We start from the raw sequence: 24,783 nt of genomic DNA, 5'->3' as shown, positions 1-24,783 counted from the left end.
TACCCCAAAACTTATACATTCTGATATATCAAGTAAAGGGGTACCCTCCGGTACCCCAAAACTTATACATTCTGATATATAGAAAAAGGGCGTCTCAAATAGAAATTACATTTCTATTTTGAGACAGCCCCTTTTTTTATCTATTCAACTGCCAAAGTCAGGTTATTATACCACGAAAACGGTCTTAGTTCTTACTCCCATGCAGGTTTTGAGGTTATTCAGTAATCCCTAATTAAAGAAAATTGCGTTGCATAACCATTCGCCCTGGAGGTGTGACCACAAATTCCTCATCCCAATCGCCTTGAATGAGTTTTTCTAATAGTCTTAAAGACCCTTGCTGTTCTTGATAATCTACCTTGATATAATTGGCAACTTCACTTGAATAATTGGTAAGTTCTTCTCTATTTCCTACACCTGTATCAATAAACACTACCCGTTGATAATTGCTATATTGTGTATCAATCATCCATTGAGAATTCACTTCACCATAAGTTTCGGAGTAGCGTTTAAACTCCGCTAAAGGTTCTGCACCCTGGTCAATCCAGCCCTTACTCAAATAGATTGAACCAGGATATTTTGCGAACTCAACATCATAGATCTTGCGTGCACCCATTAGAATACTTATACAATCATGCACTCTAGGGATTACCAACGTGTGACGTTCTGAATGGAGATTAACGACGCCGAAAGAGCATAGGCCGTAGCCAAAAAGCAGAGTGTCGTGTTGAGTATCAGCATCCACTCGTTGTTGAAGTTCGAATTGTAGTTTCTGTGGTTCACGATGCAGTGCATAGGGTAACAATTCTAAATCTATCTCCGGTGGAAGTATCTTCTGAATTTCGTCTGCCAATGTATAACAGGCAATTACTTTAGCCTTCATACGTACCCCTCCCAACTAGGACGCCCTAAAGCCGTGACCCCAATGCGCATCTCGATAAACACATCGTCATCTGCACCCGATGTATGGCTGATGATCTCTTCTTTATCGACGAAAATCTCCGGATTAACTACACCTGCTCGGCAAGCGTTCTCCACAGCAATTTCCTGAGCTCTCTCCAAGGCATGTTTTTCTGCCTCAGCAAGATACAAGAAGGTCTCTCGTTTCCATGGAGCATGAACGACATATCCCCCTCCTACACCCGGCTTAATCAGAGCTCGAATTGTTTCCGCGACCTGGCCTGAGGCCGCCCCAACAGCATTAGCCACTTCAGCATGGGTCGGTATCAAGACAGGGGTATGTAAAATACTACCTACAGCAGGAAGATAAGCTGCAACCGGGGCCCCAAAGCCACAATCGGATAATCAAGAGTGATTTCGGACTTAAAGCCTTGATTCTGGTTTCCGTTGAGTAGAGAGGTTAATATGAATTTAGCCCCAGTATCAGCATTAAGATTAATTTCCAACCCCTCTATGTGCACAAAGCTTTGTAAGATGTTCATACAAAGACTGGTTTGAATCTCACTCAAGACTTTAGATGCAAATTTGCCAAGTTCCATCCGTAGTCTACACGCTTGAATCCGGGCTCCTTGCTGCGCCGCCATCATATTATAGTCAGAAAAGGTCCCGAGAACATGCAATAAATCAGTGGGAGTAAAAGAAATCCGTCCTATGACTTGAGCCTGTTCTAAAGCTTTTATCGGCAAAAAGTTAGGATCTCTTCCTACCTTTTCAGCAAGTACAAAAATATTGTGAGCGCTGTCCTCGAGGACGTTAATTATCTTTCGTTCTGTGTCATTCCACCTGCATCCGTCCTCAGATTTCTTAACCAACATAAAACAATCAACTGGTTGAGCATCGACAATTTCCCGGTTAGGATTAACTTTGGACAATTCCTCAACTAGAATAGGATACCTGTTCGCAATAACTGACAGAGGCCATACCCTTCTTGGTCCAATCGTTAGTTTTCGGTCCTTAGAAACTTGAACGTAGCTATCTCCACCTAATCCGAAGGTACTGATTTCAGCAGCCTCAACTCGAGTTTTCCATCCTCCGACGATAGCGCCCTCAAAATTTATTCGAGGCCGGCCTTTATTTAATATAGCAATATCAGTTGTTGTTCCGCCCATGTCTAAAACTAAGGCTGAACCTTCACCAGTTAAAAAAGTTGCTCCAACAATACTGGCAGCTGGACCTGAAAGTATTGTCTCAATGGGCTTTCCCCTGGTTATCTCTTCACTCATCAAAGACCCATCCCCTTTAACGACCATTAAAGGAGCCTGAATGCCTTTCTCTTTAAGAACTATTTTTACCGCAGCAAGAAGCTCTGCAATAATTGGTAACAATCTAGCATTCAGACAAGCTGTTACTGTTCGCTCGTGAAAGCCTAGAGCTGTGGTGAGTTGATGAGCACAAACGATGGGTATATCCCATTGTTCTTGTATGACTCTCCGTGCATCTTGTTCATGCTCCGGATTACGAATACTTAGATAACCAGAGATTGCCACTGTATCAACCTGATCGCTCATTTCAGCTACTGCGCTCCGAACAGCATCACAATCCAGTTCAGTAACTGGTTCCCCCTTGATATCATGTCCGCCCCGTACAACAAAAACCTTCTGGGCAGGAAGGTTACCGATCGATTCATGGCCAATGAGAATTAGGCCAATTCTGCAACCACGCCCCTCCACAATGGCATTGGTTGCTAATGTCGTAGACATAGATACAAGATGAACTTGGCTTGAGTCTAAATCGCCCATGTTTTCAATGCATTCCCGGATTCCTATCGATAAATCTTCACGAGTTGTAAAGGCCTTAGCCTTTCTCTTGACCACTTTTGTGCCTATATCTAGAAGCACGCCATCAGTAAAGGTTCCACCAGTATCAATCCCCAATACTAGGGGCATAGTTCTCACTCCATTTCTAGCCATCCAAAACATTCAACCCCAAACCGTTGTCAATTGCTTGTGTCTAATGAGTAAATTCCTGTTTTTTACTTTGAGCTGTAGGTGTAACGCACAGCCCACCCTTTCCAGTGCATCTTAATTCTCTCGGGAGCATAGATCCCACACTGTACATAGCCTGAATCACTTCGTCCAGAGGAATCACTGGGTCAAAACATGCAAGAACTAAATTCGCCGAAGTCACTGCGTTTGCAACTGCCATAACGTTCCTTCCCACGCAAGGAATCTCTACCCTTCCCGCAACAGGGTCACAAACTAATCCTAAAAGATTTTGCAGTGCTAAAGATGCGCCAGCTATGGCCTGACTAGCCGACCCACCGGCTAATTGGACTAAACCCGCTGCAGCCATAGCTGAGGCTGCACCGCATTCAGCTTGACACCCGCATTCTTCTGCTGCAAAGGTTGCCATTTCAGAAATAAAAACTCCAATCATACCTGCTGCCAGCATTGCCTTTACCGCTTCGTCCACATCAAGCCCCAAAGCCTCTGCCCCACCCAAGATAGCCCCGGGCAGTACCCCAGCAGATCCGGCGGTTGGTGCAGCCACAATTCTCCCCATTGAACTGCTAGTTTCCATAACCCCTAAAGCCCACGAGACAGATTTGGAGAGAATACCCATATTTAAAGCCATTCCCTCTTCAATGACTTCCCTTGCTGCCCAAGACTCTTCCTTTATTAGATGAGTACCCTTAAGATCTTGGGAAGAGGCATCATTTATAGAACGTCTCATCACTGAAACAATCATTTTCATATAGTCTAGGATATCTTCAACCGTCCAGCCGCTTCTCGCACATTCATAGACTATCGCCAGCTCCCATAATTTCTGTTCTTTCCCACAAGCATATAGCGCCATTTCTTTTGCCGTTCGAAAAGGAATGACGTAATTAATCTCTTTTTGACAAGACAGGTAACACTGGACTTACCAGTCTTGTCCCTGTAATTCCTTCTATATTGTTTATTACGCATAAAACCTGATGATCCACTTCATTACTAGTTTTAATATTAATTAGCCCAACTTCTCCGTTCATAACAACACTACTAATTTCGAAACCAGATAACATTTCTCCTATTTCTATTTGTAGCTTTTTTAAAGTTTCTTTTGAAAGATTATGGGTAAAGATCAACAATTCAAAAAAATCTCCAGAAATGGAAACGGGAAAACTTTTCACTTCAGTGATCTGCACCATTCCTCCCCCTAAAGAAATTGCCTTTAGTATTATGATTTCTCCCGTTTCATCTTCTAGCATAAGTAGCACAGCATTGGGATGTTTTTCATCCAAGAGAGCAATTTTTAATTCTATACTTATTCCCTGCTTAGCCGCTTCCTCTAATGCTCGATTCAATTCTCTATTGTCAGGACCCCATCCCAAAAGTCCTGCGACGAATCCTCTGTCCGACCATTGATCTTTATTCACAGCAGCAAACGATCCCTGTGGATCAAACACAATAGTTACATTCTTGATTCGGTTTTTCATAAGTTGCCCTGCCATAAGCCCAATTCGAGCAGGTCCAGCCGTATGGGAACTTGAAGGGCCCACCATGATTGGCCCAATGACATCATTAAAAATACTTGAATGCCCTCTCATATCTCAAAACCTTTCTCAGACATTTTTTGTATTCCTCTATAAAAATATTACAATAACGAGAATACCCCCTCTGCTTATCCCAATTATTTTTGAATAACTGCCATTATCAAAGCACACATACTTTTTCAGTATTATTTAAGTCATCGAGTCCACAAGAGGAGTGATACAAACTAATTTAAATCTCCGCCTGAAGTAAGTTCCCTTGATTGCTCAGCCTCGTAATCACTCCCACGAAAAGAGCTAAAACATTAATCACAAAAATAGAAAAATAGATCCATCCCGGCCCAACCCAATGGCCTAAAAAACCGGCAACAGCCGTTTGTCCAACTATACCTATGGCAATTGAGAGTTCTAGAAAACCCATTCCAAAACCACGATTTTCCTCAGTCGTCCTCTCCATAACCAAAACCAGCACTGTTGGAAACAATAATCCTGTACCGGCTCCTGACAGAAAAGTGGCTAACAAAAATAAGGCAAAGGATTTTGCCAATAGTAATATTCCTGACCCAACCGTACAAAGGAGAAGTCCTGATAGCAACATCGACTTGCTACCCCACTTATTAATTAATTTTTGGCAAACGAGAAAGGATAAAGTACGTAACCCCCAAAAAAAACCGAACAAAATTCCGATCCCACCTACCTGCACTCCGAATTCGTTGGCTAAAGCAGAGAGTAGTGCCCAAATAGAATATAAAAATCCTCCATAAGCAAACCCGATCACTCCCACAGGCCATAATAATTTTAGAATTCGCTGCCATTTTATCTTATCTGCGTAAAGAGAAATCCTGCGTTCCTCCAAGCAATGGCAATTAGTAAAGCCCATGGAAATTATTAGAAAAGCTGCTGTGCCTAGAACGGGATAAAAAACGAACACGGTATAACCCCCGTTTAACATCACAGCTCCCCCAATTATTGTGCCTAAGGTAACTCCTAATCCGTAAGAAGCCGCAAACTTACCCATGGATTGACCGGCATTGCCTAATTCAGAATTATCGGCAATAGCAGCTTCGGAAACCGGCCATAAAATTCCACGGCTTGCCCCTTCGATAATACGAAAAAATGATAATACAAGTATACTCCCTGCCAGATAATATCCTATTGACGCAGCTAAGGATAGTCCAAGACTTATAGATAACATGATTTTTCGTCCTAAATGATCTGAAAGATGACCTGCAGTAATAGTCATAACGATGTAGGCCAATCCATATCCCGTCATAAGTAATCCGATTTCCAAATAACCTGCGCCCCAGCTCTTGGCAAGCAAAGGTATAGCAGGGGCTGTTAGCCCTTCGCCGACCGATATACAAAAGATCATTAAAGACATAAAAAAAAGGTTTTTTCGAGTTGATACCTTGGCTCTCCTAGTAAGTAAATCAATCATTAAACACTCCATCCACCGATAATGATCAATCAATATAATTCATTATTTGGTTTTTTCTTACTCAATCCCAAGATATGACTTTTTAATGTGTTCATTTTCTCTTAGATCTTTACTATTCCCTTGAAGAACAATCTGTCCTTGTTCTATCACATATCCTCGATCAACAATCTTCAAAGTTGTATTGACATTCTGTTCTACTAAAAGAACTGTCACGCCCCTTTTAGTCAGTTCCTTTAAGCTTTCGAAAACTGCTAAAACTAGTTTGGGAGCAAGTCCTAAAGAAGGTTCATCCACAAGCATCAGTTTAGGGTCAGACATTAACCCTCGGGCAATAGCAACCATCTTCCGTTCTCCACCACTCAATGTCCCAACAGTCTGGGTTTTTCGCTCTGCCAGTCTAGGAAACAACTCTAAAACTTCCTTAAGTAGCCTTTTTACTTTTTCTTTTTCTTTGATGATATAGGCTCCTAATAAAAGATTCTCATGGACTGTCATGCCTGAAAAAAGACAGCCATCATCTGTCACAAAGCTTATACCTAACTTAGTTATATTCTGGACTTGTTTCCCATCAATTCTTTGGTCCAAAAATACTATTTCACCTTTAGTCGGTTTGATTAACCCGGCAATTGTCCGCAAGATTGTTGTTTTTCCCACTCCATTGGGACCTACCAATGCCACGAACTCACCTATTTCTACATTGAGAGAAACATCCCATAATACTCCCAATTTTCCGTATCCTGCGTCAATATTATTTAATTTCAGCATTTTAACCTCTCCTAACCACCATGTTAGTACAGAAAAACGTCAGATATTATGTGTAACTAACCAACGTGTTCTTCTCCAAGGTAAGCTTCAGTAACTTTAGGATTGCTTTTTATTTCCTCAACAGTCCCTTCTGCTATTTGCGTCCCGAACTGTAAGACCGTAATTCGATCACAAACACCCATAATGAATTTCATAACATGTTCAATTGTAATTATCGTTACTCCGCTGTCTCTTATTCGTTTGATCAAGGCAATGAAGTCAGGTATTTCCGACGGAGTTAATCCAGCAGCCACTTCATCCAATAGGAGTAGTTGGCAATTGGTAGCTAGGGCTCGCGCCAATTCTAAGCGTTTTAGCTGCATTGTATTCAAGTTTTCGGTCAGAATATTCTTAGCTACTGGAAAACCAACAAAATCCATTAATTCTTCTGCTTGTTTTTCAGGGTTTTTATGCTTTTTTCCACCGAATACTGCTGCGACTTTCACATTATCCAAGGCACTCATTTTGGGAAAAGACCTAACTATCTGAAACGTCCTAGCCATACCTTTGTGGCAAAGCTGGTGAGGGGATAACCCAACAATATTCTGACCCTTAAAAATAACCTTGCCTTTTTCAGGCTCGTAAAAACCCGAAATACAATTAAGAAATGTTGTCTTCCCTGCACCATTTGGGCCTATGATACCAAAAATCTCTCCCTCTTTTACATTTACAGAAACGTTATTAACTGCGGTTAAACCACCGAACCGTTTTTCAACACCCTCTGTAATTAACACTTATGCCACCTGCTTTCCGTTTGAGTGTCTTTTTTTAGGTATGGTGCCCACATAAACTGTGGGCACCATATATACTTCATGGCCTATAATGTAAGCATGTATTCAGAATTTTGTTATTCTTATTTAGCAAAATCTGGCATCTTCAAAACAGCGGATTTTTGCTCAGAAGGCCAAATGACTGTCTCTTTCCCGCCAAAGTATTGTACAACAGGGAAAATGTAGTTACCTTGACCTACGATCGGATCTGGAGCAGATGTCTCATCAAATTTGAGTTGTTTCATGATGATACCTTCATCAAATGCAACTTTACCGGTCATCACCTTTTCTTGGCCATATTTAAGAAGATTTGCGCTGTTCAACGAGCCATATTCTTTCAAGGTCTCATTGGCTGCCTTGATAAAGAACCTCGTCCAATCGTATACCTGACCAGCGGCCGCTGCGGAGGGTTCAATATTATACTTAGCCTTAAAATCAGTAGCAAACTTTTTGGCTTTATCCGTTGCAAAAAGCGGAACATTATCTAAAATACCATTGGAAGCATCGCCAGTCATTTTATACCAGTCACCAGCGTAGCCCAACCCGTCCGCGATCATAAGGGCCTTCAAGTTGACTTCTCTAGCCTGTTTAATCAGGGCAGCTACTGAAGGAGGAGATGATACCGTTCCTGCGATGACTGAAGCATCTGAGTTTTTCATCTTTGTAAGTACTGGATACAGATCAGTTTCCCCATTTTTAAATACTCTTCATTTACTACGGTCCAGCCTGAATCTTTAAATCCCTTTCCGACGGTAGCCCCAAAACTTCTACCCCAGTCGGTGTCCTCTCCATAAACAGCAACTTTCTTGTTGCGTGGGGAGTAGGTGCCATTTTTGATAGCTTCATTAACCGTATCGACGTAAGCAATGCTCAATTTGGAAGGTGATGCCCAGCCTTTCCCTATCCAAACTTTATACTTATCGTTAGATGCATATTTCTGATTGACTACTTCAGTAGCTCCGAACGCAAAATAGTGTGGTATTTTGTATTTAGCAGCGGATTCCATAAGTGCTACTGCTACAGAACTATTCCAGCCCAATATACTAACATCAATTTTTTCCTTTTGAACTGCTTGCTCATAGGCAGACGTAGCTTTTTCTGGATCGGACTGGTCATCGATCCAAGCCAATTTCACCTTATAGTCCCCAATTTTGTAGCCTACTTCAGTAAATGCCATATCGACGGCATTCTTAAATTCTTCCCCTGTTCTGGCACCAGGGCCTGTTAAAGGTAGATCGACACCTACAGTTAGAACCTTTTCTTTAGCTGTAGAAGTAGAAGTAGAAGTAGGAGTACTAGAACCACAACCCGTTAACATTAAAGATACTGTAAGCAATGTCACTACTACCATAGACAGCCATTTCAAATATTTCTTCATACTTACTTTCCATTCCTTTCATTTCATTTCATTTCATTTCACTCATTCTAGCCAATACATTGGGCCTAATTTGTTGTACCCTAAATTGCCGATCTATCACCTCCTCTACTCGTTTTTTCATATTCTTATGCTTATTTGTTTACAGAACGTTCACTTACTTTCCGTTTTACAAAACTACTGAGATTATTCAGGAAACCAGATAATCCGCTGGGATAAAAAATCATAACGACGATAAGCAGTAATCCGTAAATTACGAATTTATACTCTAGCAAAAAGTTAAGATATTCAAATGCAGGAATAATCATAAATGCTGTTATCAAAGGACCCCAAATGCTCCCTCTCCCACCGATATAAGCGATGACCAGTATTTCAACCGTTTTTTTGGTACTCATAATTTCCGGAGTCAATATCCCAATAAAATGTGCATAGAAACCTCCGCATAATCCCGCAATAAAACAAGAAATGGTAAAATTAATAACTTTATATTTCATCGGATTTACACCCGAGGTCCGAGCAGCCTCCACGTCTTGCCCCAATGCATTAAAGGCCAATCCAAGGTTGGACCTTGTAATCATTCTCAAGGCTATAAATGTAACAAAACAGATAATTAACATCACGTAAGCGTATTGTTTTGCCCAACCCGTGTCAAAGAACAAATCAACGTTTAATCCTAGTGCCCCCCGAGTTAACGGCACCAGTGCTGCGCATAGTGCCATAAGCACTAACCCTACAAACCACGCTAGAATTGCTGCAAACATTCCTTCCATGCGCAAGGTTAGTAATCCGATCATCAAGCCTAACAGCCCGGCTAACAACGCACCTGCAAAAATACCAATCCAAGGGCTAATTCCCAGTTTCATCATGAGCAAGGCAGAAGTATAGGCCCCTAATCCCATAAGTGCGCCATAACCCCAATTGGCAACACCAATATATCCGGCAGATAAATCAAAACCCATAGCCAACGTGCCGAACAATAAACAAATAACTAACAGGTGCATTAAGTATTCTTCTTTAATTAGGCTGGGCGATAATCCCAATATTATAAACAAGATCAAGCTCAGCGGAGATAAGCCAATTATATTGAGCTTTTTATATAAAGAATTTATAGGTCCTGCTATTAATTTTATTGTTTTTTGCATAATATCACCCCACCTATACCTTAAGCTTTTTTCCGAACAAGCCAGAAGGTTTGAACAACAATACTAGAATAATAATTGAAAGGCTTATTACATCTTGAAAGCCTGCGCCAAAATTATAAGACGCTAACATCTCAATCAGTCCAACCATGAATCCACCTATAATAGTTGCCTCAATGTTACCTAGCCCTACCAGAATGACGACAAACCACGACTTATACAACGGCTGCAACCCCATGAAGGGAGAAGCTGGAATGATAGATAACAATGCGGCCCCTGCAATGGCTGCTAGCATGCAACTCAATGCAAATGTTAAAGTATGGATTGTGTCGAGATCTATACCCATGAGCTTTGCGCCCGTTTCATGTTCTGATACAGCTCTAATGGCACTACCTGTCTTAGTTTTCTAAGAAACAACCAAAAGGTTGCAACTGTAGACATGGCAATCACAAAAGCAAATATCCTGTCTAAAGAAATGTGCATACCGCCAAAAGCTAAGGTTCCACCCCACAACTGTGGTACCCCTTTGAAGGTAACCCCCAACCAGGCTTGCGCTAAGTTTTGTAAAACAAAGGACAAACCTGCCGTCACCAGAAAGCTGTTTAATATCCAATCACCCTGAGACCTTTTTCGTAGTGGATAAAATGTTAACTTTTCTATCACTGCGCCGATCACAAAGGCACCTAATGCAGCAACAATGATAGCCAAAGGTGCAGGAAGACCCCATATAGAAACGCTGAAATAGCATAAATAGGCACCAATCATGTAAAATTCACCATGTGCAAAATTGGGGATCTTCATCACGCCAAACACAAGAGAAAGACCCATGGCCATGAGAACATACATGCCTCCTCTTAAGATTCCTCCAATCAATACATCAGATATTACTGCTGAATCCATTACACCCTCTCCTTAACAAGGATTTCATAGTTTGTTAGACCTATCTTAAACGCCTTCAAGTATGTTGGCGTCAATGCCGCAAATCACGAGATAATTGACCAACCTATTATGCATATCCTCAGGCATTTCGGGCTTACGATAACTTGCAAGCATTTTGTCTTTCTTTTTCCTGATATTACCTAACAATACTCCGTCAAGATCACCTGTTACTGCTCCTCTTAAACTAATATCAGGGGCAAACGGCTCTTTCCGGCAATGGTTCATGGTATGTTCTGTGGTTAGAAACTCCCCTGCTATCCCTACCTTGTTAATGACCTCTAAGGCAAGTGTCTCTTCATTTATCTTTACACCCTTGCAAAATCGTTTAACTATTCCGATAATTTCCAAGTCAATAATAAACTTCTCATAGCACATAGCGTTATAGCTTTCCATAATACCCGCACTATGAATAATGATATTTGTTTTTGCCGAATAAGCAGCTAGTAGTGTTAACATACTTTCATACCCTGCTTGTACAGACAAGGATTTCGCATCAGTCAAAGCACCGCCACCCCGACAGGGAAGTCCATATGACTTTGCTAAACGAGCTGCATAGTGGTAACACAAAGCCCCTTCGGGAGCACCTATTGCAATACTTCCTGTCCTCATGTCAGCGGTGGTTGATTGGGAGCCGTAAATTACAGGCGTGCCTTCATTAACCATCTGGGCAACTGCAATTCCCGCAAGCACCTCTGCATTGGATAATGCGATTGTCCCGGCAAGAGTCATCGGTGATGTCGTTCCCGCCATTGCAGCGGCAGCAATAACGACAGGCTGTTTGTACTTATTAAACACCATCATCGTTTCCAACATTTTTGTATCCAACTGAAGAGGGGTATTCGTATTAACAATAGTCATACATCTTGGCTTTTCGGACAGAGCTACTTTACCGCCAAACAAGATTCCTAACATATCCATCAATTTTTCCACTTCATCAGCGCTGCCTGAACCTGTCATGATTACCTTGTCTGAGTAAATCATGGTAGCATAAAGCATAACTAGAATGGCTGAATTTTCCACATCAGTAGGCTGTACAACAACACCACCATTGACATTATGGTAGTTGGACTCCTGGAATAGTTTAAGAAGACTGACGTAATCGTTCAGTAAAGCGGCACGTTTATTACCATTAATTTCACAGACAAAAGGAGCTCCATACCCCGGGCATAGTTCAACATGATCCCCGCCCACTTCCATATCGTATTTCGGATTACGCGCATACATCTTAAACTGAGCCGGAGCCTTACCTACCCATTCCATCAACTGTTTACGTGTGAAAAAAGCAGTTTGCCCTTCAACCCTGATACCATTTTGCTCCATAATCCGTAGAACCCCAGAGTGATGAAACATCATACCTGTTTGTTCTAAAATCGTCATAGACGCTTCATGGATTTGTCTCAGGTCTTCATCCATTTTTTCTAGTTCCATCATCTACAAATCCTCCTATTGCTCAAGCCCTCGTTTAAACATGTCCATAATAGTCTCTATGGGCGACTACTGAAAAGGCATAATCCAGCAACGTTCCCCAACTGAACACTGGAAGATCTAATTCTCGTTGAATAGCTCGAGCAAAAGGTTGCATCCCCGTACACTCTAGCATTATTGCGCCAATACTGGGATTTTTCTCAACAAAATCAACACAGGCGCTGACAATTTGTTGCTCAGATTTATCATAAAAAGATTCAGGGGGGTTCGGTCTAACTTCCCAGCTCCATAAATTGTTGAATTCAGTTACATTATATTCGTCTCCCGCTCCCGCAATTAAATAGTTACTTCCCTGTACTATTCCAACGTTTTTCAAGTGTGTCTCAGATAAAAACTGTTTTTGATAGCACATGATCCCCACATTCTTGTCCGGCCCAATGACTTGTTGAATAAATGGAACCTGAAGTAAACTCGACATAAAGACAGGAACATCGACAACGCCAGCGACAGCTTTCTGGAAATACGCAAAGTACCCACATTCGGCCGCAATGGCCCTACATCCCATTTTCTCCAACTTTTTAGCAGCTCGTAAAATAGGTTCAAGGCACTTGTTTTTCTCTTCTCCCCATATCAATTCTTTGATATCAATGCCTTCACATAGTTCATACTGAACTGGAAAGGGCCAAGCACTTGCGTTACGTACATCTCCTGGAAAACCAGGATAAGCATCATCCAGTATAATAATTCCAAGACCCATACCATAACATTTCTGAGCTTTTCGAGTTTTGATTAAGTTAATGCCTAAATCTCTGCTTAAATATAACATTTTACTTCCTCCTCGTATAATTAATAGACTCTCGGCATTCGCCGAGGCAGTTGGGACAAGGGTTTCCTTGAACCAACCTTATAGCATTCCTCCCTCTTTTAGTGGGAGGAATTTTGCTTTACATCACGTTTAACTGGAAATTCGCGAGTGATAAAAATATTTCTTAATGTCCCGAAAACGTCTAAAAACACTTGACTTTTTAAAAACGTCCCCATAATCGCGTGACAAGGGCTTTATTACCTTTGATTACGAAATTTGGGGTGGCTTGTTTGAAACCTATATTGATTTCTCATGAACTTTATCAAGATTCTGTTCTCCTGCGTCTCCGCGAGCATTATTCTGGTGGCGTCTTCGTCGTCGTCAATAAGGACTGGCCTCTTGTCGCAAAATTTTGGCGAACCGATTTGTCTTACATCACTACTCTACTTCAGGATTGCTATGATGCTAAAGGTCCCGAGCCTCGTGATCCTGCTTCCATGCTTCGTTCATATCTTCTCTTTCTCATGACGAAACCAGAAATCGGCCTTACCGAATGGATTAATGAAATGAAACGCATCCCCTATTACGCCATCCTCAGCGGTTTCGAACCCGGAGATCTTCCAGGTGTTGGTACCTTCTACGACTTCTTCAAACGCCTTTGGGCTGCCAGTGGAAATAATCTTAAGCCCAAAAAGCAGATGAAACGCAAACGTAAACCTAAGAAGGGGAAAAAGGGTGAAAAAGCTCCGACGACCACGCCGGGTAAGGTCAAACGTCTGGTAAAGTGGATGATTCGTCACTCTGACAAGAAATTGGATTTACCAAGCGATCGGCTGTTCCACTTTTTTCAGACTCAAATCCTTACCATTTCAGCAAATCTTGGTTTACTTGGAGACATGAATGCACTTACTGCTGCTGGTGACGGAACACCCATTGTCACTTCTGTTTATACACGAAGTAAATCAACGTGTAATTGTCGTGCCCAAGGCCTTGCTGATTGCAACCATCCTCGTATCTATTCCCAACCCGACTGCAATGCGGGTTGGGACAGTGCCCGAGAGACGTGCTTCAACGGTTATCATCTCTACATGATTTCCGCTTCGGACAGTCACTACGATTTGCCATTGTATCCAAGACTTCAGCCTGCTTCCAGGCACGATGCTGTCAGTCTCGTCGTTAGTTCTGTTGAATTCAAGCAACGTTTTACCTTGGGCACGGTTGAGAAAATGCTGTTGGATGCCGCTCATGATGCTGAAGCCATTTATCGCCTATTGGATCACCAAAACACCGAGCCTTTTATTGATCTCAACTGCCGCAGTAAGAAAACTACAAAGGCTAGTGGCGATATCCAGATTTCACCGAAGGGCATTCCCATTTGCCCCAGCGGATTAGAGATGAAGTCCAACGGCCATGATTACGTACAACATCGTAATAAGTGGAGATGTCCACTTTCTAGAGGTACGCTTTGTTCATGCACCACCCCTTGCTCCAAAGCGAAGTACGGTCGTACCTACTATACGAATCGGTTGGACAACATACGGCTGTTTACTAAGACACCTCGCAACTCGGAAAAATGGACCTTGATTTACAGACGTCGCTCTTCCATCGAGCGTTCGAACAAACGCGAAAAGATCGACTACAAGCTAGAATCGGGACGGCATCGTTCTACTAAAATGTGGTACATCCGCATCTACGGAATAATGATGTGTCAGCATATGGATGCTTGGTATTCTCATCAGAAGGAGAGCTTTGCTGAACTTAAAGCATTGATTTTCTCCCAAGCAGGATAACGGCTTGTTATAAAAAGTGATACTGTGACGCTTGTTTGCTATGCCATTTTTTAAAAAACATTGTGCATCTACCGCATCTCGCCTTGGGCATCGTTAATTTCCAGTTATTTTTTGGGAATCAGACCATTTCCTTCACCGAAATTCCGAGAGGCTATATTAATTTAGTTCCTGCCCCACGAGTCCAAGAAACTAATGGAACGTGGGGTATTTAAATAACCATAGAAAACCGGAAATTTTGTTAGTATGGTCAACATCAACAAGATGCGCGCAGGATAACGCATACCCCATGCAGTCGTCGTGCCTGTGGGCAGTGTGGACAAGTCAGCCCCAAAGGATACTTCAAATTCGACTTGTCCAAAGCCTGTTGGGAAAGCTCTTTTAAGACAGACCCCAAATAGCTTTTCCACAGGCTGGCACTGTCCACAGGCTCAGGATGAGGAATATCTGATTTTAGGAAGGGGGTGCGGGGGGAAACCCTTTTTAATGACTAACAAATGGCTTTCTGAGAACAAAAAAGTATTTAATTTTGTTGGGATTCCAGGCAAAATGGTACCGTGAGGTTCGTTCTGGTAAGGCCTTTTCCTCCTTGAGGCTTTGACCTCTTTTTAAGTCTGACTGCCAGCCCACAATTTGAACTTTTAACTCGAAGGTTGCACAGCTTAAAGGGAACTCCTCCGATGGTAGCAGATCGGTTGGATCCAAGGTCTTTTTAAGACAAGTATTCGGCGAGGTTGTTGACCTGTTGTGGTGCCTGGTCCCAACGTTAATCTTACAAATTCTTCGACTCAGAAAGTGAGGTGATTTTACTTGAGTTTATTTGTCGGTATTGATGTGAGTTCTAGTGATTTTAAAGTGCGAATCTTAGATGACCGGGGTAATGAACCGGTTAAAAAACTACGGGTTTTGAATGATCAGCCTGGTTGTGAGCAAGTTGCCCGATATCTCACTGAAGCCTGCGCTAAAGAGAAAGAAGACCGGCTGGTTATTGGTTTAGAGGCCACTTCCGTATACAGTTGGCCATTACAAATGTTCTTAGCGGAAGACCATTATTTAGCACCTTTACAGCCCCAAATTTATTCCTTTAACCCCAAGGTCGTTGCTAATTTCAAGAAGGCTTATGTGGACCTTCCGAAGAACGACTGGATTGATGCCTGGGTCATTGCCGAACGTTTACGCTTCGGCCGGCTCCCGGAGGGCTCTCAGGTCGATTTCCGCTACTTACCGTTACAACGCCTCACTCGCTTTCGTTGTCATCTGATTGAGATGATCTCCAGAGAGAAAAACTATTTCCTCACGAACTTGTTCTTGAAGTTTAGCACTCTTGCCCAAGGTGCGGTTTTTAGCAACACTTTCGGCGCTACTTCTGAATCCTTGACACTTGAGTTTTTTTCTCCAGAAGAGGTTGCGGCTCGACCGCTTGATGAATTGATTGATTTCCTCATGGAGAAAGGAAGAAGTCATTTTGAGGATCCGGAAGCCAAAGCCAGAGAGTTGAAGGAAGCCGCCCGCAAGGCCCATCGACTACGTGGAAGCCTATTGCAACCCATTAACCTTATCCTAGCCACGAGCATCGAAACCATCCACGCTTTAGAGAAGCAGGTAAAGAAAATCGATAAGGCGATCGAAGCAGAAATCAGGCATTTCCCTAATACGCTCATTACCATTCCCGGTATTGGCTAAGTAATGACCTTAATAGAGATCCATCTATTGAAATCTGCTTCATGAATAGCCCTCAATTTTCGGGTAAGATTAAACTCTATTAAGCAAATATGCTTGCAAATATTGTGCCATTTCGAAACAGAAGCTTAGATTAACATATTCGCTAGTAATCAATAGTTAAATGATGTAAAGTAAAGTAAAGTAAAAACTTATTACTTTACTTTACATTGCATTTTTTTACAGAGACAAGTATAGTGTATTTAAATCTATTTTTTCAATTGCCTTAAAATTTAAGTATTTTAAATTTATTCCAATAAATTACTTTTATTTAAAATTAAATAAGGTAAGGTGAAACTTTATGAAAAAATGGTAACAAAGATAACTTACTACAAAAAAAGAATTTAAAAATTAGTATAGAAGAAGCCCTTCTAGACAGTGTTTTACAGAGCTCTAATGAAGGCATTGTAATAATAAGTTCCCATGGCACAATCCTTAAACATAATCAGAAACTACTCGGACTATTAGAGTATCCTGATAAGAATTTGGTAGGCTTATCTTTAGCCACAATAATCCCTGAACTAACATCCTTAAATTTCGATATAATTAGTTATTATTCTCGATAATCCTCTACAAGATTAATTATTCGAAAAAACAACTTTTCTACAGGATTAATTGAATATACTATTTTATACATCTCTGAAATAGATCCCCTACAAACAGAACTTACTCGCCAATTGGAAGAAGCAAATGTCTTGAAAGAAACTTATGAGATTATAATTAATTCTATTGATGAAGGAATTCATTGCATTGATTACAACGGCAACTTTTTGCTTTATAATCCTGCCGAAGAAAAAATAGAAGGCTATAAAGCCTCAGATATCCTAGGAAAACATGTTACAGAAATCTATAACCTGGACAAAACAACTAGCATGTTACTAAATGTGATTGAAACAGGCATACCTATTTATAATAAACGTCAAGTGTATTTCACAAAACACGGAAAACATATTGATGTTATCACCAGTACAATGCCCCTGCATAATGGAAACAAAATTGTTGGCTCTATCGCTATTTCGAAGGACTTTACACAGTTTCGTCATATGGCTGAAAGAATTTTAGATCTCCAGGAAAAGTTAACTACTAAATATTCAAAGACTAGTAGCCTGCAAAATGAAAAACTTATTACCTTTGATACGTTAATCGGATTAAATGCACTATTTGAGAAAAGTATTAGTTGGGCAAAGTCCGCATCGAAAACTGACTCTCCAATTTTGTTATTTGGCGAAACAGGAACAGGCAAGGAATTATTTGCCCAAAGTATTCATGAAGAAAGCAAGCGATCCAAGGGCCCTTTTTTAGCCATAAACTGTGCTGCCATTCCTGAAAACTTGCTTGAAGGAATTTTGTTTGGCACTGTTAAAGGAGCTTTTACAGGTGCCATTAACCGTGTAGGTCTTTTTGAACAAGCTAACGGAGGAACTCTTTTTCTTGATGAGATCAACTCCATGCCCTTAACTCTACAATCTAAAATCCTTAGAGTGCTAGAGGAGAAGAAGGTACGAAGAGTGGGGGGTAATGAGGAAATCTTGATTAATCCTCGTATCATAAGTAGTAGTAACGTACTACCCGCGACAGCAATTGAACGGGGCCAAATTAGAGCAGATTTATTTTACCGTCTGGCAGTGGTATATTTATTCATTCCGCCGCTACGGGACCGCATTGATGACATGGTTTTACTTTCCAACTATTTTATTCAAGAATTGAACAGCCCACTAGAAAAGAACATCACAGGACTCCACCCCGAAGTAATATCTGCATTTAAACGTTATGCATGGCCAGGAAACATCAGACAGCTTAAACACACTATTGAATGTGCTATGAATATCATTGCTACACATGAAACAATCATTTCCCAAAACCACATTCCAAGCTATTTAGGCCTATTTGACACTGAAAATATCCATGTTGAACTTAAAAGTGAAGGTCAAATTAGTCCACCTTCTACAATTTTAAATAAAATAAAAGATCAAGAAAAGGATATTGTAATAGCTGCCTTAATGAAATCAAGAGGGAATGTTGCTAAAGCAGCTGAAGATTTAGTGTTAAGTCGACAGTTGCTACAGTATCGCTTAAAAAGACTTGGCCTAAAATAATTCAGAAACAGCTGACTGGCAGAATCGAATTTTTCACTTTTTATGTATAATGCAATAGTTTGCTCTTGCGTTTCAATGAAAAACCTAATGATTTTCCTAACGTTTTTCCCTAACGAGGCTATGCTGTATACAAAAACAATGTCGCCAGACCTAGCATAATGAATCATCTCATTTAATGGTGTTTTGCCGGCATTTTTCTCATGAAATAATCTTTTACATTTGAATTATTTAGAAAGTCCATTTGTGTCTTGTATGAACGACTATTTTCTATTCCTCTTGTATATCCGATTCTAATATAAATCCCTCCAGTCCGCGCAAATCTTCACTACTATTCTACCCTAAAGTGTCCCATAATTAATACAAATAGGTGTTCCATAATACAGATTTTCCTATCAATATTTTGCATCGGAATACAAAATAAAAAAATAGGGTACTGTCGCTTAAAATCACTAAAAGACAATACAATACCATACTTTATTTTATACGTGAAAGAGACTTTGCCGTCTTCAAGCGTTCTGGTAAGAGCACGTGTCAATTGGATGATTGCGAGCATATCCTCGGCCTGAAGGCCTGCGGTATCCCTCGCATCACCCTTGACACTCTTCTTACTCTCACGCTTTTCACATACTATATCTTTTGTTTTTACCGTTCAACAAAATGCTATTCTGCCTTAAGGAATTCGGATGGTTTTTGCGAACATTTATTGACACTATCGCCCCACCCGCCTCTCAATTCAAAAACAAAATGCATTGGTGTGAGAATTTCTATCTTCTCAACCAACGCATTAAAAATTCGTCAAACATTTTTCAAGAAACGACTCCCTGCCAATACCCCAGCAAAAATTACCAACGATAATGGAAACATTTACATCCACAATATGTTCTCGCGGTCCACCCTACCCGCAATACTGTCTCAACCAAACTCTACGAATATGTTCCGTCGGTCGAAGGTGGTCCTATTGAACCATCACACAATTCAAAGCCTGCAACCCGCACCACAAGCCGCTCTTAGACTGTAAATTTTTGCAGACAAACCACCGTCTCCACGTGCGTGGAGACGATAATAGTGCTATATTTTCTATAGTCATTTTGCCGTGACCACGGTGTTAGATAAATAATATTTTCATCAGGCGTTTTACAGATACGCCTTTTGAGTTACCTCTTATGCCTTGTCATTCTACATGGAAATTAAGGGCTTGGTTTAAAGCTTGCTTGTGTTTATTTAACTAATTGCATTATTTGTGACATCGCATATACCCAGCCAACATCGAGCAATAGTAGTGCTAACATAATAGTTGACCACTTAAATATCAAATGCTAACAAAAAAGTTGACCACCCCAAGAGCCTAGTCCTGTATGATTAGAGTTGCAAGACAACAATCGTACAGAGGGAAAGGACATGCTAAGGATGGTCGATAAAGAGTATATCAGAAAAAAGCATTACATTGAAGGTTGGTCAATCCGAAAGATTAGTCGAAATTTCGAAATATCTCGTCAGACTGTACGTAAGGCCCTTAAAGATTCCAATATACCACAATATAAACTATCCAAAGAAAAGCGTTCTCCCGTTTTAGAGCCTTATAAAGAAATAATCCGTGAGTGGCTAAAACAAGATCAGTCAGCGCCACCTAAACAAAGGCATACAGCGAAGAGAATATACGATCGTTTGATTCATGAATACGATTTTACTGGCGGTGAGTCAACCGTTAGGATATTTGTCCGGAAAGAAAAGAACGGACATGTGGAGATGTTCATCCCTTTTACCGCAGATTGGGGAGAACAGGCCCAGGTTGACTGGGGTAGGGCAAAAGTCTATATCGGTGGAAAATTAACGGAAGTCTCTCTGTTGCGTATTTCGGCAACATCCGGACACCGATTCCGGTGACATCCGGACAGCATTTCGGTCATATCCGGACACCTTGTCGAGTTAATTCATTAGATGGTACCCTTTAATCGGATTGAGTAAGGGGGCCAAAAGATGAGGAGGCTTGAGATGTTGAAAGCAAGAGAGATTTTAAGGTTGAAACATGAAGTAGGACTGTCCCTACGAGAAATCGGAAAATCCTGCAACTGCGGCAAAACTTCAGTATCAGAAGTGCTTGAACGGGCAGAGAACGCTGGAGTAACGTGGCCAATCGAGCTTAGTGACAAGCAATTAATGTCTTTGCTCTACCCGCCTGTAGGAAACAAGAATACACCTCCTGAACCTGATATTGAGTATGTTTTTACGAAATGAAGAAGAAAAGCGTAACACTGATGCTACTTTGGGAGGAATATAAAGAGAAACACCCTAACGGACTAATGTATACTCAATTTTGTGAGCGTTACAGGAAATTTAAAAAGAATAATCAGATCACAATGCACATTGAGCATAAAGCGGGCGAGGAAGTGCAGGTTGACTGGGCGGGTCAAATCATGTCTTATGTAGAGCCTGAGACCGGAGAAATCAAGTCTGCCTACATATTTGTTGCCGTCCTACCTGCTAGTGCCTATCCTTTTGTCTATGCCTATGGCGATACCAAACTTTCAAACTGGATAGATGCCCATGTAAGGGCCTATGAATATTACGGAGGAGTTCCCAAAGTCACCATTCCTGATAATACGAAAACGGCAGTCATCACACCGGATCTCGTAGACCCAGTATTAAACAAAAGTTATAACGAAATGGCCCGACATTACAGGACAACTTTAGTCCCAGCACGGGCCTACAAGACTAAAGATAAGGCTGCGGACGAAAATATGGTGGGTAATGTTTCGAGGAGAATTATTGCCGTACTCAGAAACAGACAGTTTTTCAGCCTGTACGAGATTAACCAATCTATAAAGGAAGAACTTGTAAAACTGATCAATCGCCCCTTTCAGAAGAAGCGCAGCACGCAGTAGCTAAACTAATACAAGAGTTAGATCAAGGGGCCTACGTTAAAGAGGCGGATATACTCTTCGAGGATTTTACGTCAGAATGGTTAGCTCTCTATCAGGGAACTGGCAGAGTTAAAGTAAGTACAGTCAGAGTGCGAGAACACGAATTTGGAAGGCTTATGCCATATTTTGCTCGTAATAAGGTTAAGGCCATAACGAGAAAAATGTACCAAAACGCATTGAATAGGTTAAAAAAGGAAGGGCTTGCTGAGAATACTCTCGAAGGTATTCATTGCACTGGGCGGATGATTTTCAAGAAAGCAGTGGAGCTTGGATATATAAAGGTTGATCCGACTCAATATGCAATAATCCCTAAGACTCAAAAAACCGTTGAGGAAATCGAAGCATATACAGAGATCCCTAAGTACCTCGAAAAAGAAGAGTTAGCCATCTTTTTAAAAACGGCGCGCGAGAAAGGCTTAGAGATGGACGCCGTTGTTTTTACTTCCCTGGCTTACACAGGCATGAGAGCCGGGGAATTATGTGCGCTGAAATGGAAAGATAATAACTTCGAAGACCACACAATAAACATTACCAAGACTTATTATAATCCAACAAATAACATAAAGAACTACCTATTGCTTCCCCCTAAAACAAAGAGTTCCATAAGAACAATTGATGTGGATGCCGTTATTTTGACTGAATTAGAAAATCATCAAGCGCGGCAAAATGTGGTCAAAATGGAACACGGGATCACGTACCATGATAAAGATTTTATTTTCGCCATGACTGACAAGAATCACGGATATCCGGTATATATAAAAAAGATTGAGAACCGTATGGCTAGACTGCTTAAACTCGCAAAGTTAGATGTAGCTCTTACACCACACTCTCTTCGACATACTCATACATCCTTGTTAGCGGAAGCTAAAGTCGGGCTAGAAGAAATTATGGAACGTCTTGGGCATGCTGACGATGAAAGTACCAGAAGAGTTTATTTGCACGTAACGAAGACAATGAAAAAAGAGGCCTCCCAAAAATTCAGCGAATTAATGAGAAGCCTCTAAATTTTTAAAATTAAATGTGGTCAGAGAGGGGTTGTTCAATCCTAAGCCCAGTGATACCAACGGTTTCAGGGCAATATTACATCATGCCGCCCATGCCACCCATGCCGCCCATTCCGCCAGGCATGCCGCCGCCCATTCCGCCATCTTTTGAAGGCAGATCAGAGACTAAGCATTCTGTTGTCAATAGCATAGCAGCAATCGAGCCTGCATTTTGCAGAGCCGAACGAGTAACTTTTGCAGGGTCAACAATACCAGCAGCGATCATATCTTCATAGACCTCAGTTACAGCATTGAAGCCAATTCCTCGTTTGCCGGATTCACGAACCTTGCCAACCACAACGGATCCTTCATGCCCAGCATTGTTGGCGATTTGACGAAGTGGCTCTTCGAGAGCACGGCGAATGATATTGACACCTGTTGCCTCGTCACCGCTTAATTTAAGTGAATCTAAAGCTTGGATGGCATCAATCAGGGTCGTTCCTCCACCAGACACGATACCTTCTTCAACTGCAGCACGGGTCGCAGCCAAAGCATCTTCAATGCGGAGTTTCTTCTCCTTCATTTCTGTTTCAGTTGCTGCACCGACTTGAATAACTGCAACACCGCCGGCTAATTTTGCCAAACGCTCTTGGAGTTTTTCGCGATCGAAGTCAGATGTAGTTTCATCAATTTGTCGTTTGAGGGCTTCAACACGCTTTTTAATATCATCTGTGTTACCAGCACCTTCTACCAGCGTGGTTTCCTCTTTAGTTACACGAACTTGGCGAGCACGTCCGAGCATTTCAACGGTGGTATTTTCCAGTTTCAAGCCGAGATCTTCAGTGATTACAGTTCCACCAGTAAGAACTGCGATGTCTTCGAGCATTGCTTTACGACGATCGCCAAAGCCTGGAGCTTTAACTCCGACACAAACAAAGGTTCCGCGTAGTTTGTTGACCACTAGGGTAGCCAGAGCTTCCCCATCGATGTCTTCAGCAATAATCATCAATTGACGACCCGCTTGAACTACCTTTTCCAAGACCGGCAATACATCTTGAATTGCGCTGATCTTCTTGTCCGTAATTAGAATGTAAGGATCGTTAAGGATGGCTTCCATTTTTTCCGTATCAGTGATCATATATGCAGAAATATAACCGCGGTCAAATTGCATTCCTTCAACTACTTCAAGTTCAGTCGTCATGCCTTTGGCCTCTTCAACCGTGATGACACCGTCTTTACCGACTTTCTCCATAGCTTGAGCAATTAGATCCCCGATATTCTTGTCGCTGGCAGAGATGGAAGCGACTTGTGCGATGGCTTCGCTCGTCTCAACAAGTTTAGCATTAGCTTTAATGTCTGCAACTACAACTTCAACTGCTTGCTCAATCCCACGTTTAATACCCATAGGATTGGCACCTGCTGCGACATTTTTAAGCCCTTCGCGAATAATCGCTTGTGCCAAAACGGTTGCAGTAGTTGTACCATCCCCAGCCACATCGTTGGTCTTGGTAGCAACTTCTTTAACCAGTTGTGCTCCCATATTTTCAAACGGATCTTCTAATTCGATATCCCGAGCAATTGTGACTCCGTCGTTTGTAATTAAAGGAGATCCAAATTTCTTATCGAGTACAACGTTACGACCTTTAGGTCCTAGGGTTACACGAACGGCTTCAGCGAGAGCATTGACACCGCGCTCTAAAGCGTGACGTGCATCTTGATTAAAAATAATTTGTTTTGCCAACGTATATTCACTCCTTAAAAATGATTCTTATAACTAGCCAATAATAGCTAAAATATCGGATTCTTTTAGAATTAAGTATTCTTCACCATCATACTTCACTTCGGTCCCAGCATATTTGGAATAAATCACACGATCGCCTGATTTAACATCTAGAGCAACACGAACACCCTTTTCCATTTTGCCAGGGCCTACGGCAACAATTTCGCCTTCTTGTGGTTTTTCTTTAGCGGTATCTGGCATAATAATTCCGCTTTTTGTTTTTTCTTCCATCGGGAGTGCCTTAATAATGACCCGATCCGCGAGTGGTTTAATGTTCATGAAGAAAAGTCCCTCCTATGTTTTTTTATTTAATACTTGTTAGCACTCGACTCTATTGAGTGCTAACAATATATCTATAATAATATGCAAGGGG

General features: G+C 41.4%; 19 protein-coding genes and 3 pseudogenes. 7 read left to right on the top strand and 15 right to left on the bottom strand.

All coding sequences use genetic code 11. The features are described from left to right. Window positions 1-232: 232 nt before the first annotated feature. The 13 genes and pseudogenes from UF75_RS02335 to UF75_RS02275 all read right to left on the bottom strand — a co-directional run bounded on the left by UF75_RS02335 (window position 233) and on the right by UF75_RS02275 (window position 13,145). The gene (locus UF75_RS02335) at window positions 233-880 is read right to left on the bottom strand and encodes a DUF1638 domain-containing protein (protein WP_045572984.1); all 648 of its coding nucleotides are present in this window, start codon (window positions 878-880) and stop codon (window positions 233-235) included. Next, complete coding sequence (locus tag UF75_RS29805) at window positions 877-1,227, bottom strand: hypothetical protein (protein WP_052692960.1); 351 nt, start codon at window positions 1,225-1,227, stop codon at window positions 877-879. The genes UF75_RS02335 and UF75_RS29805 overlap by 4 nt, the downstream gene beginning before the upstream one ends. Window positions 1,228-1,250: 23 nt before the next feature. Beyond that, window positions 1,251-2,843 (bottom strand): hydantoinase/oxoprolinase family protein, encoded by a 1,593-nt coding sequence (locus tag UF75_RS02330; RefSeq protein ID WP_052692959.1) that lies wholly within the window; start codon window positions 2,841-2,843, stop codon window positions 1,251-1,253. 64 nt (window positions 2,844-2,907) lie between these two features. Continuing rightward, window positions 2,908-3,777 carry an L-serine ammonia-lyase, iron-sulfur-dependent, subunit alpha gene (sdaAA, locus tag UF75_RS26075; protein ID WP_282433756.1) on the bottom strand — a complete coding sequence of 290 codons (870 nt, stop codon included), beginning with the start codon at window positions 3,775-3,777 and terminating at the stop codon, window positions 2,908-2,910. A 7-nt stretch (window positions 3,778-3,784) separates the two neighbouring features. Then, window positions 3,785-4,441 carry a serine dehydratase beta chain gene (locus UF75_RS26070; RefSeq protein ID WP_282433755.1) on the bottom strand — a complete coding sequence of 219 codons (657 nt, stop codon included), beginning with the start codon at window positions 4,439-4,441 and terminating at the stop codon, window positions 3,785-3,787. Between the two features lie 220 nt (window positions 4,442-4,661). Then, the gene (locus UF75_RS02320) at window positions 4,662-5,801 is read right to left on the bottom strand and encodes an MFS transporter (RefSeq protein ID WP_197079304.1); all 1,140 of its coding nucleotides are present in this window, start codon (window positions 5,799-5,801) and stop codon (window positions 4,662-4,664) included. 123 nt (window positions 5,802-5,924) lie between these two features. Next, window positions 5,925-6,632: an ABC transporter ATP-binding protein gene (locus tag UF75_RS02315; RefSeq protein ID WP_045572982.1), complete on the bottom strand. Its 708-nt coding sequence runs from the start codon at window positions 6,630-6,632 to the stop codon at window positions 5,925-5,927. A gap of 56 nt (window positions 6,633-6,688) precedes the next feature. Next, window positions 6,689-7,405: an ABC transporter ATP-binding protein gene (locus UF75_RS02310; RefSeq protein WP_045572981.1), complete on the bottom strand. Its 717-nt coding sequence runs from the start codon at window positions 7,403-7,405 to the stop codon at window positions 6,689-6,691. A 119-nt stretch (window positions 7,406-7,524) separates the two neighbouring features. Then, window positions 7,525-8,759: pseudogene (locus UF75_RS29800) on the bottom strand (ABC transporter substrate-binding protein). 191 nt (window positions 8,760-8,950) lie between these two features. Then, window positions 8,951-9,958 carry a branched-chain amino acid ABC transporter permease gene (locus UF75_RS02295; protein WP_045572978.1) on the bottom strand — a complete coding sequence of 336 codons (1,008 nt, stop codon included), beginning with the start codon at window positions 9,956-9,958 and terminating at the stop codon, window positions 8,951-8,953. Window positions 9,959-9,971: 13 nt separating this feature from the next. Continuing rightward, window positions 9,972-10,783 (bottom strand): annotated as a pseudogene (locus UF75_RS29795) (branched-chain amino acid ABC transporter permease). A 117-nt stretch (window positions 10,784-10,900) separates the two neighbouring features. Next, complete coding sequence (locus UF75_RS02280) at window positions 10,901-12,325, bottom strand: trimethylamine methyltransferase family protein (RefSeq protein WP_045572975.1); 1,425 nt, start codon at window positions 12,323-12,325, stop codon at window positions 10,901-10,903. Between the two features lie 31 nt (window positions 12,326-12,356). After that, the gene (locus UF75_RS02275) at window positions 12,357-13,145 is read right to left on the bottom strand and encodes an aspartate/glutamate racemase family protein (RefSeq protein WP_045572974.1); all 789 of its coding nucleotides are present in this window, start codon (window positions 13,143-13,145) and stop codon (window positions 12,357-12,359) included. Between the two features lie 269 nt (window positions 13,146-13,414). Between UF75_RS02275 and UF75_RS02270 the strand changes: the two genes are divergently transcribed. The 7 genes and pseudogenes from UF75_RS02270 to UF75_RS02240 all read left to right on the top strand — a co-directional run bounded on the left by UF75_RS02270 (window position 13,415) and on the right by UF75_RS02240 (window position 22,651). Further along, the gene (locus UF75_RS02270) at window positions 13,415-14,914 is read left to right on the top strand and encodes a transposase (protein ID WP_045572973.1); all 1,500 of its coding nucleotides are present in this window, start codon (window positions 13,415-13,417) and stop codon (window positions 14,912-14,914) included. Between the two features lie 807 nt (window positions 14,915-15,721). Further along, a pseudogene (locus tag UF75_RS02260) lies at window positions 15,722-16,591 on the top strand (IS110 family transposase); the annotation flags it as partial. A gap of 716 nt (window positions 16,592-17,307) precedes the next feature. Next, window positions 17,308-18,726: a sigma 54-interacting transcriptional regulator gene (locus UF75_RS02255; RefSeq protein ID WP_045572971.1), complete on the top strand. Its 1,419-nt coding sequence runs from the start codon at window positions 17,308-17,310 to the stop codon at window positions 18,724-18,726. A 1,398-nt stretch (window positions 18,727-20,124) separates the two neighbouring features. Then, on the top strand, window positions 20,125-20,610 hold the full coding sequence (locus tag UF75_RS02250) for a hypothetical protein (RefSeq protein ID WP_242860077.1): 486 nt from the start codon (window positions 20,125-20,127) through the stop codon (window positions 20,608-20,610). Window positions 20,611-20,718: 108 nt separating this feature from the next. Beyond that, on the top strand, window positions 20,719-20,961 hold the full coding sequence (locus tag UF75_RS02245) for a hypothetical protein (RefSeq protein WP_052692955.1): 243 nt from the start codon (window positions 20,719-20,721) through the stop codon (window positions 20,959-20,961). Next, on the top strand, window positions 20,958-21,608 hold the full coding sequence (istA, locus tag UF75_RS26065; protein ID WP_052692954.1) for an IS21 family transposase: 651 nt from the start codon (window positions 20,958-20,960) through the stop codon (window positions 21,606-21,608). The genes UF75_RS02245 and istA overlap by 4 nt, the downstream gene beginning before the upstream one ends. 215 nt (window positions 21,609-21,823) lie before the next feature. Then, window positions 21,824-22,651 (top strand): site-specific integrase, encoded by an 828-nt coding sequence (locus UF75_RS02240; RefSeq protein ID WP_197079303.1) that lies wholly within the window; start codon window positions 21,824-21,826, stop codon window positions 22,649-22,651. 76 nt (window positions 22,652-22,727) lie between these two features. On the opposite strand, the gene groL is transcribed toward UF75_RS02240, so the two are convergent. Together groL and groES are read right to left on the bottom strand one after the other, a co-directional pair. Continuing rightward, a complete protein-coding gene (gene groL / locus UF75_RS02235; protein WP_045572969.1) occupies window positions 22,728-24,371 on the bottom strand; it encodes a chaperonin GroEL in 1,644 nt (547 codons plus the stop codon). A gap of 33 nt (window positions 24,372-24,404) precedes the next feature. After that, window positions 24,405-24,689 carry a co-chaperone GroES gene (groES, locus tag UF75_RS02230; protein ID WP_045572968.1) on the bottom strand — a complete coding sequence of 95 codons (285 nt, stop codon included), beginning with the start codon at window positions 24,687-24,689 and terminating at the stop codon, window positions 24,405-24,407. Window positions 24,690-24,783: the final 94 nt, after the last annotated feature.

This window comes from Desulfosporosinus sp. I2 (genome assembly GCF_000960765.1).
Lineage (GTDB): Bacteria > Bacillota > Desulfitobacteriia > Desulfitobacteriales > Desulfitobacteriaceae > Desulfosporosinus.
Note: the sequence above shows the minus strand (reverse complement) of the source record. Positions and strands in the feature narration are given on the sequence as shown.

Excerpts from the sequence above, each read along its gene's own strand:
- UF75_RS02335 (WP_045572984.1), bottom strand. The coding sequence starts at position 880 with ATGAAGGCTAAAGTAATTGCCTGTTATACATTGGCAGACGAAATTCAG.
- UF75_RS02330 (WP_052692959.1), bottom strand. The coding sequence starts at position 2,843 with ATGCCCCTAGTATTGGGGATTGATACTGGTGGAACCTTTACTGATGGC.
- UF75_RS26070 (WP_282433755.1), bottom strand. The coding sequence starts at position 4,441 with ATGGTGGGCCCTTCAAGTTCCCATACGGCTGGACCTGCTCGAATTGGG.
- UF75_RS02320 (WP_197079304.1), bottom strand. The coding sequence starts at position 5,801 with ATGATCTTTTGTATATCGGTCGGCGAAGGGCTAACAGCCCCTGCTATA.
- UF75_RS02315 (WP_045572982.1), bottom strand. The coding sequence starts at position 6,632 with ATGCTGAAATTAAATAATATTGACGCAGGATACGGAAAATTGGGAGTA.
- UF75_RS02295 (WP_045572978.1), bottom strand. The coding sequence starts at position 9,958 with ATGCAAAAAACAATAAAATTAATAGCAGGACCTATAAATTCTTTATAT.
- UF75_RS02280 (WP_045572975.1), bottom strand. The coding sequence starts at position 12,325 with ATGATGGAACTAGAAAAAATGGATGAAGACCTGAGACAAATCCATGAA.
- UF75_RS02275 (WP_045572974.1), bottom strand. The coding sequence starts at position 13,145 with ATGTTATATTTAAGCAGAGATTTAGGCATTAACTTAATCAAAACTCGA.
- UF75_RS02250 (WP_242860077.1), top strand. The coding sequence starts at position 20,125 with ATGCTAAGGATGGTCGATAAAGAGTATATCAGAAAAAAGCATTACATT.
- UF75_RS02245 (WP_052692955.1), top strand. The coding sequence starts at position 20,719 with ATGTTGAAAGCAAGAGAGATTTTAAGGTTGAAACATGAAGTAGGACTG.
- istA (WP_052692954.1), top strand. The coding sequence starts at position 20,958 with ATGAAGAAGAAAAGCGTAACACTGATGCTACTTTGGGAGGAATATAAA.
- groES (WP_045572968.1), bottom strand. The coding sequence starts at position 24,689 with ATGAACATTAAACCACTCGCGGATCGGGTCATTATTAAGGCACTCCCG.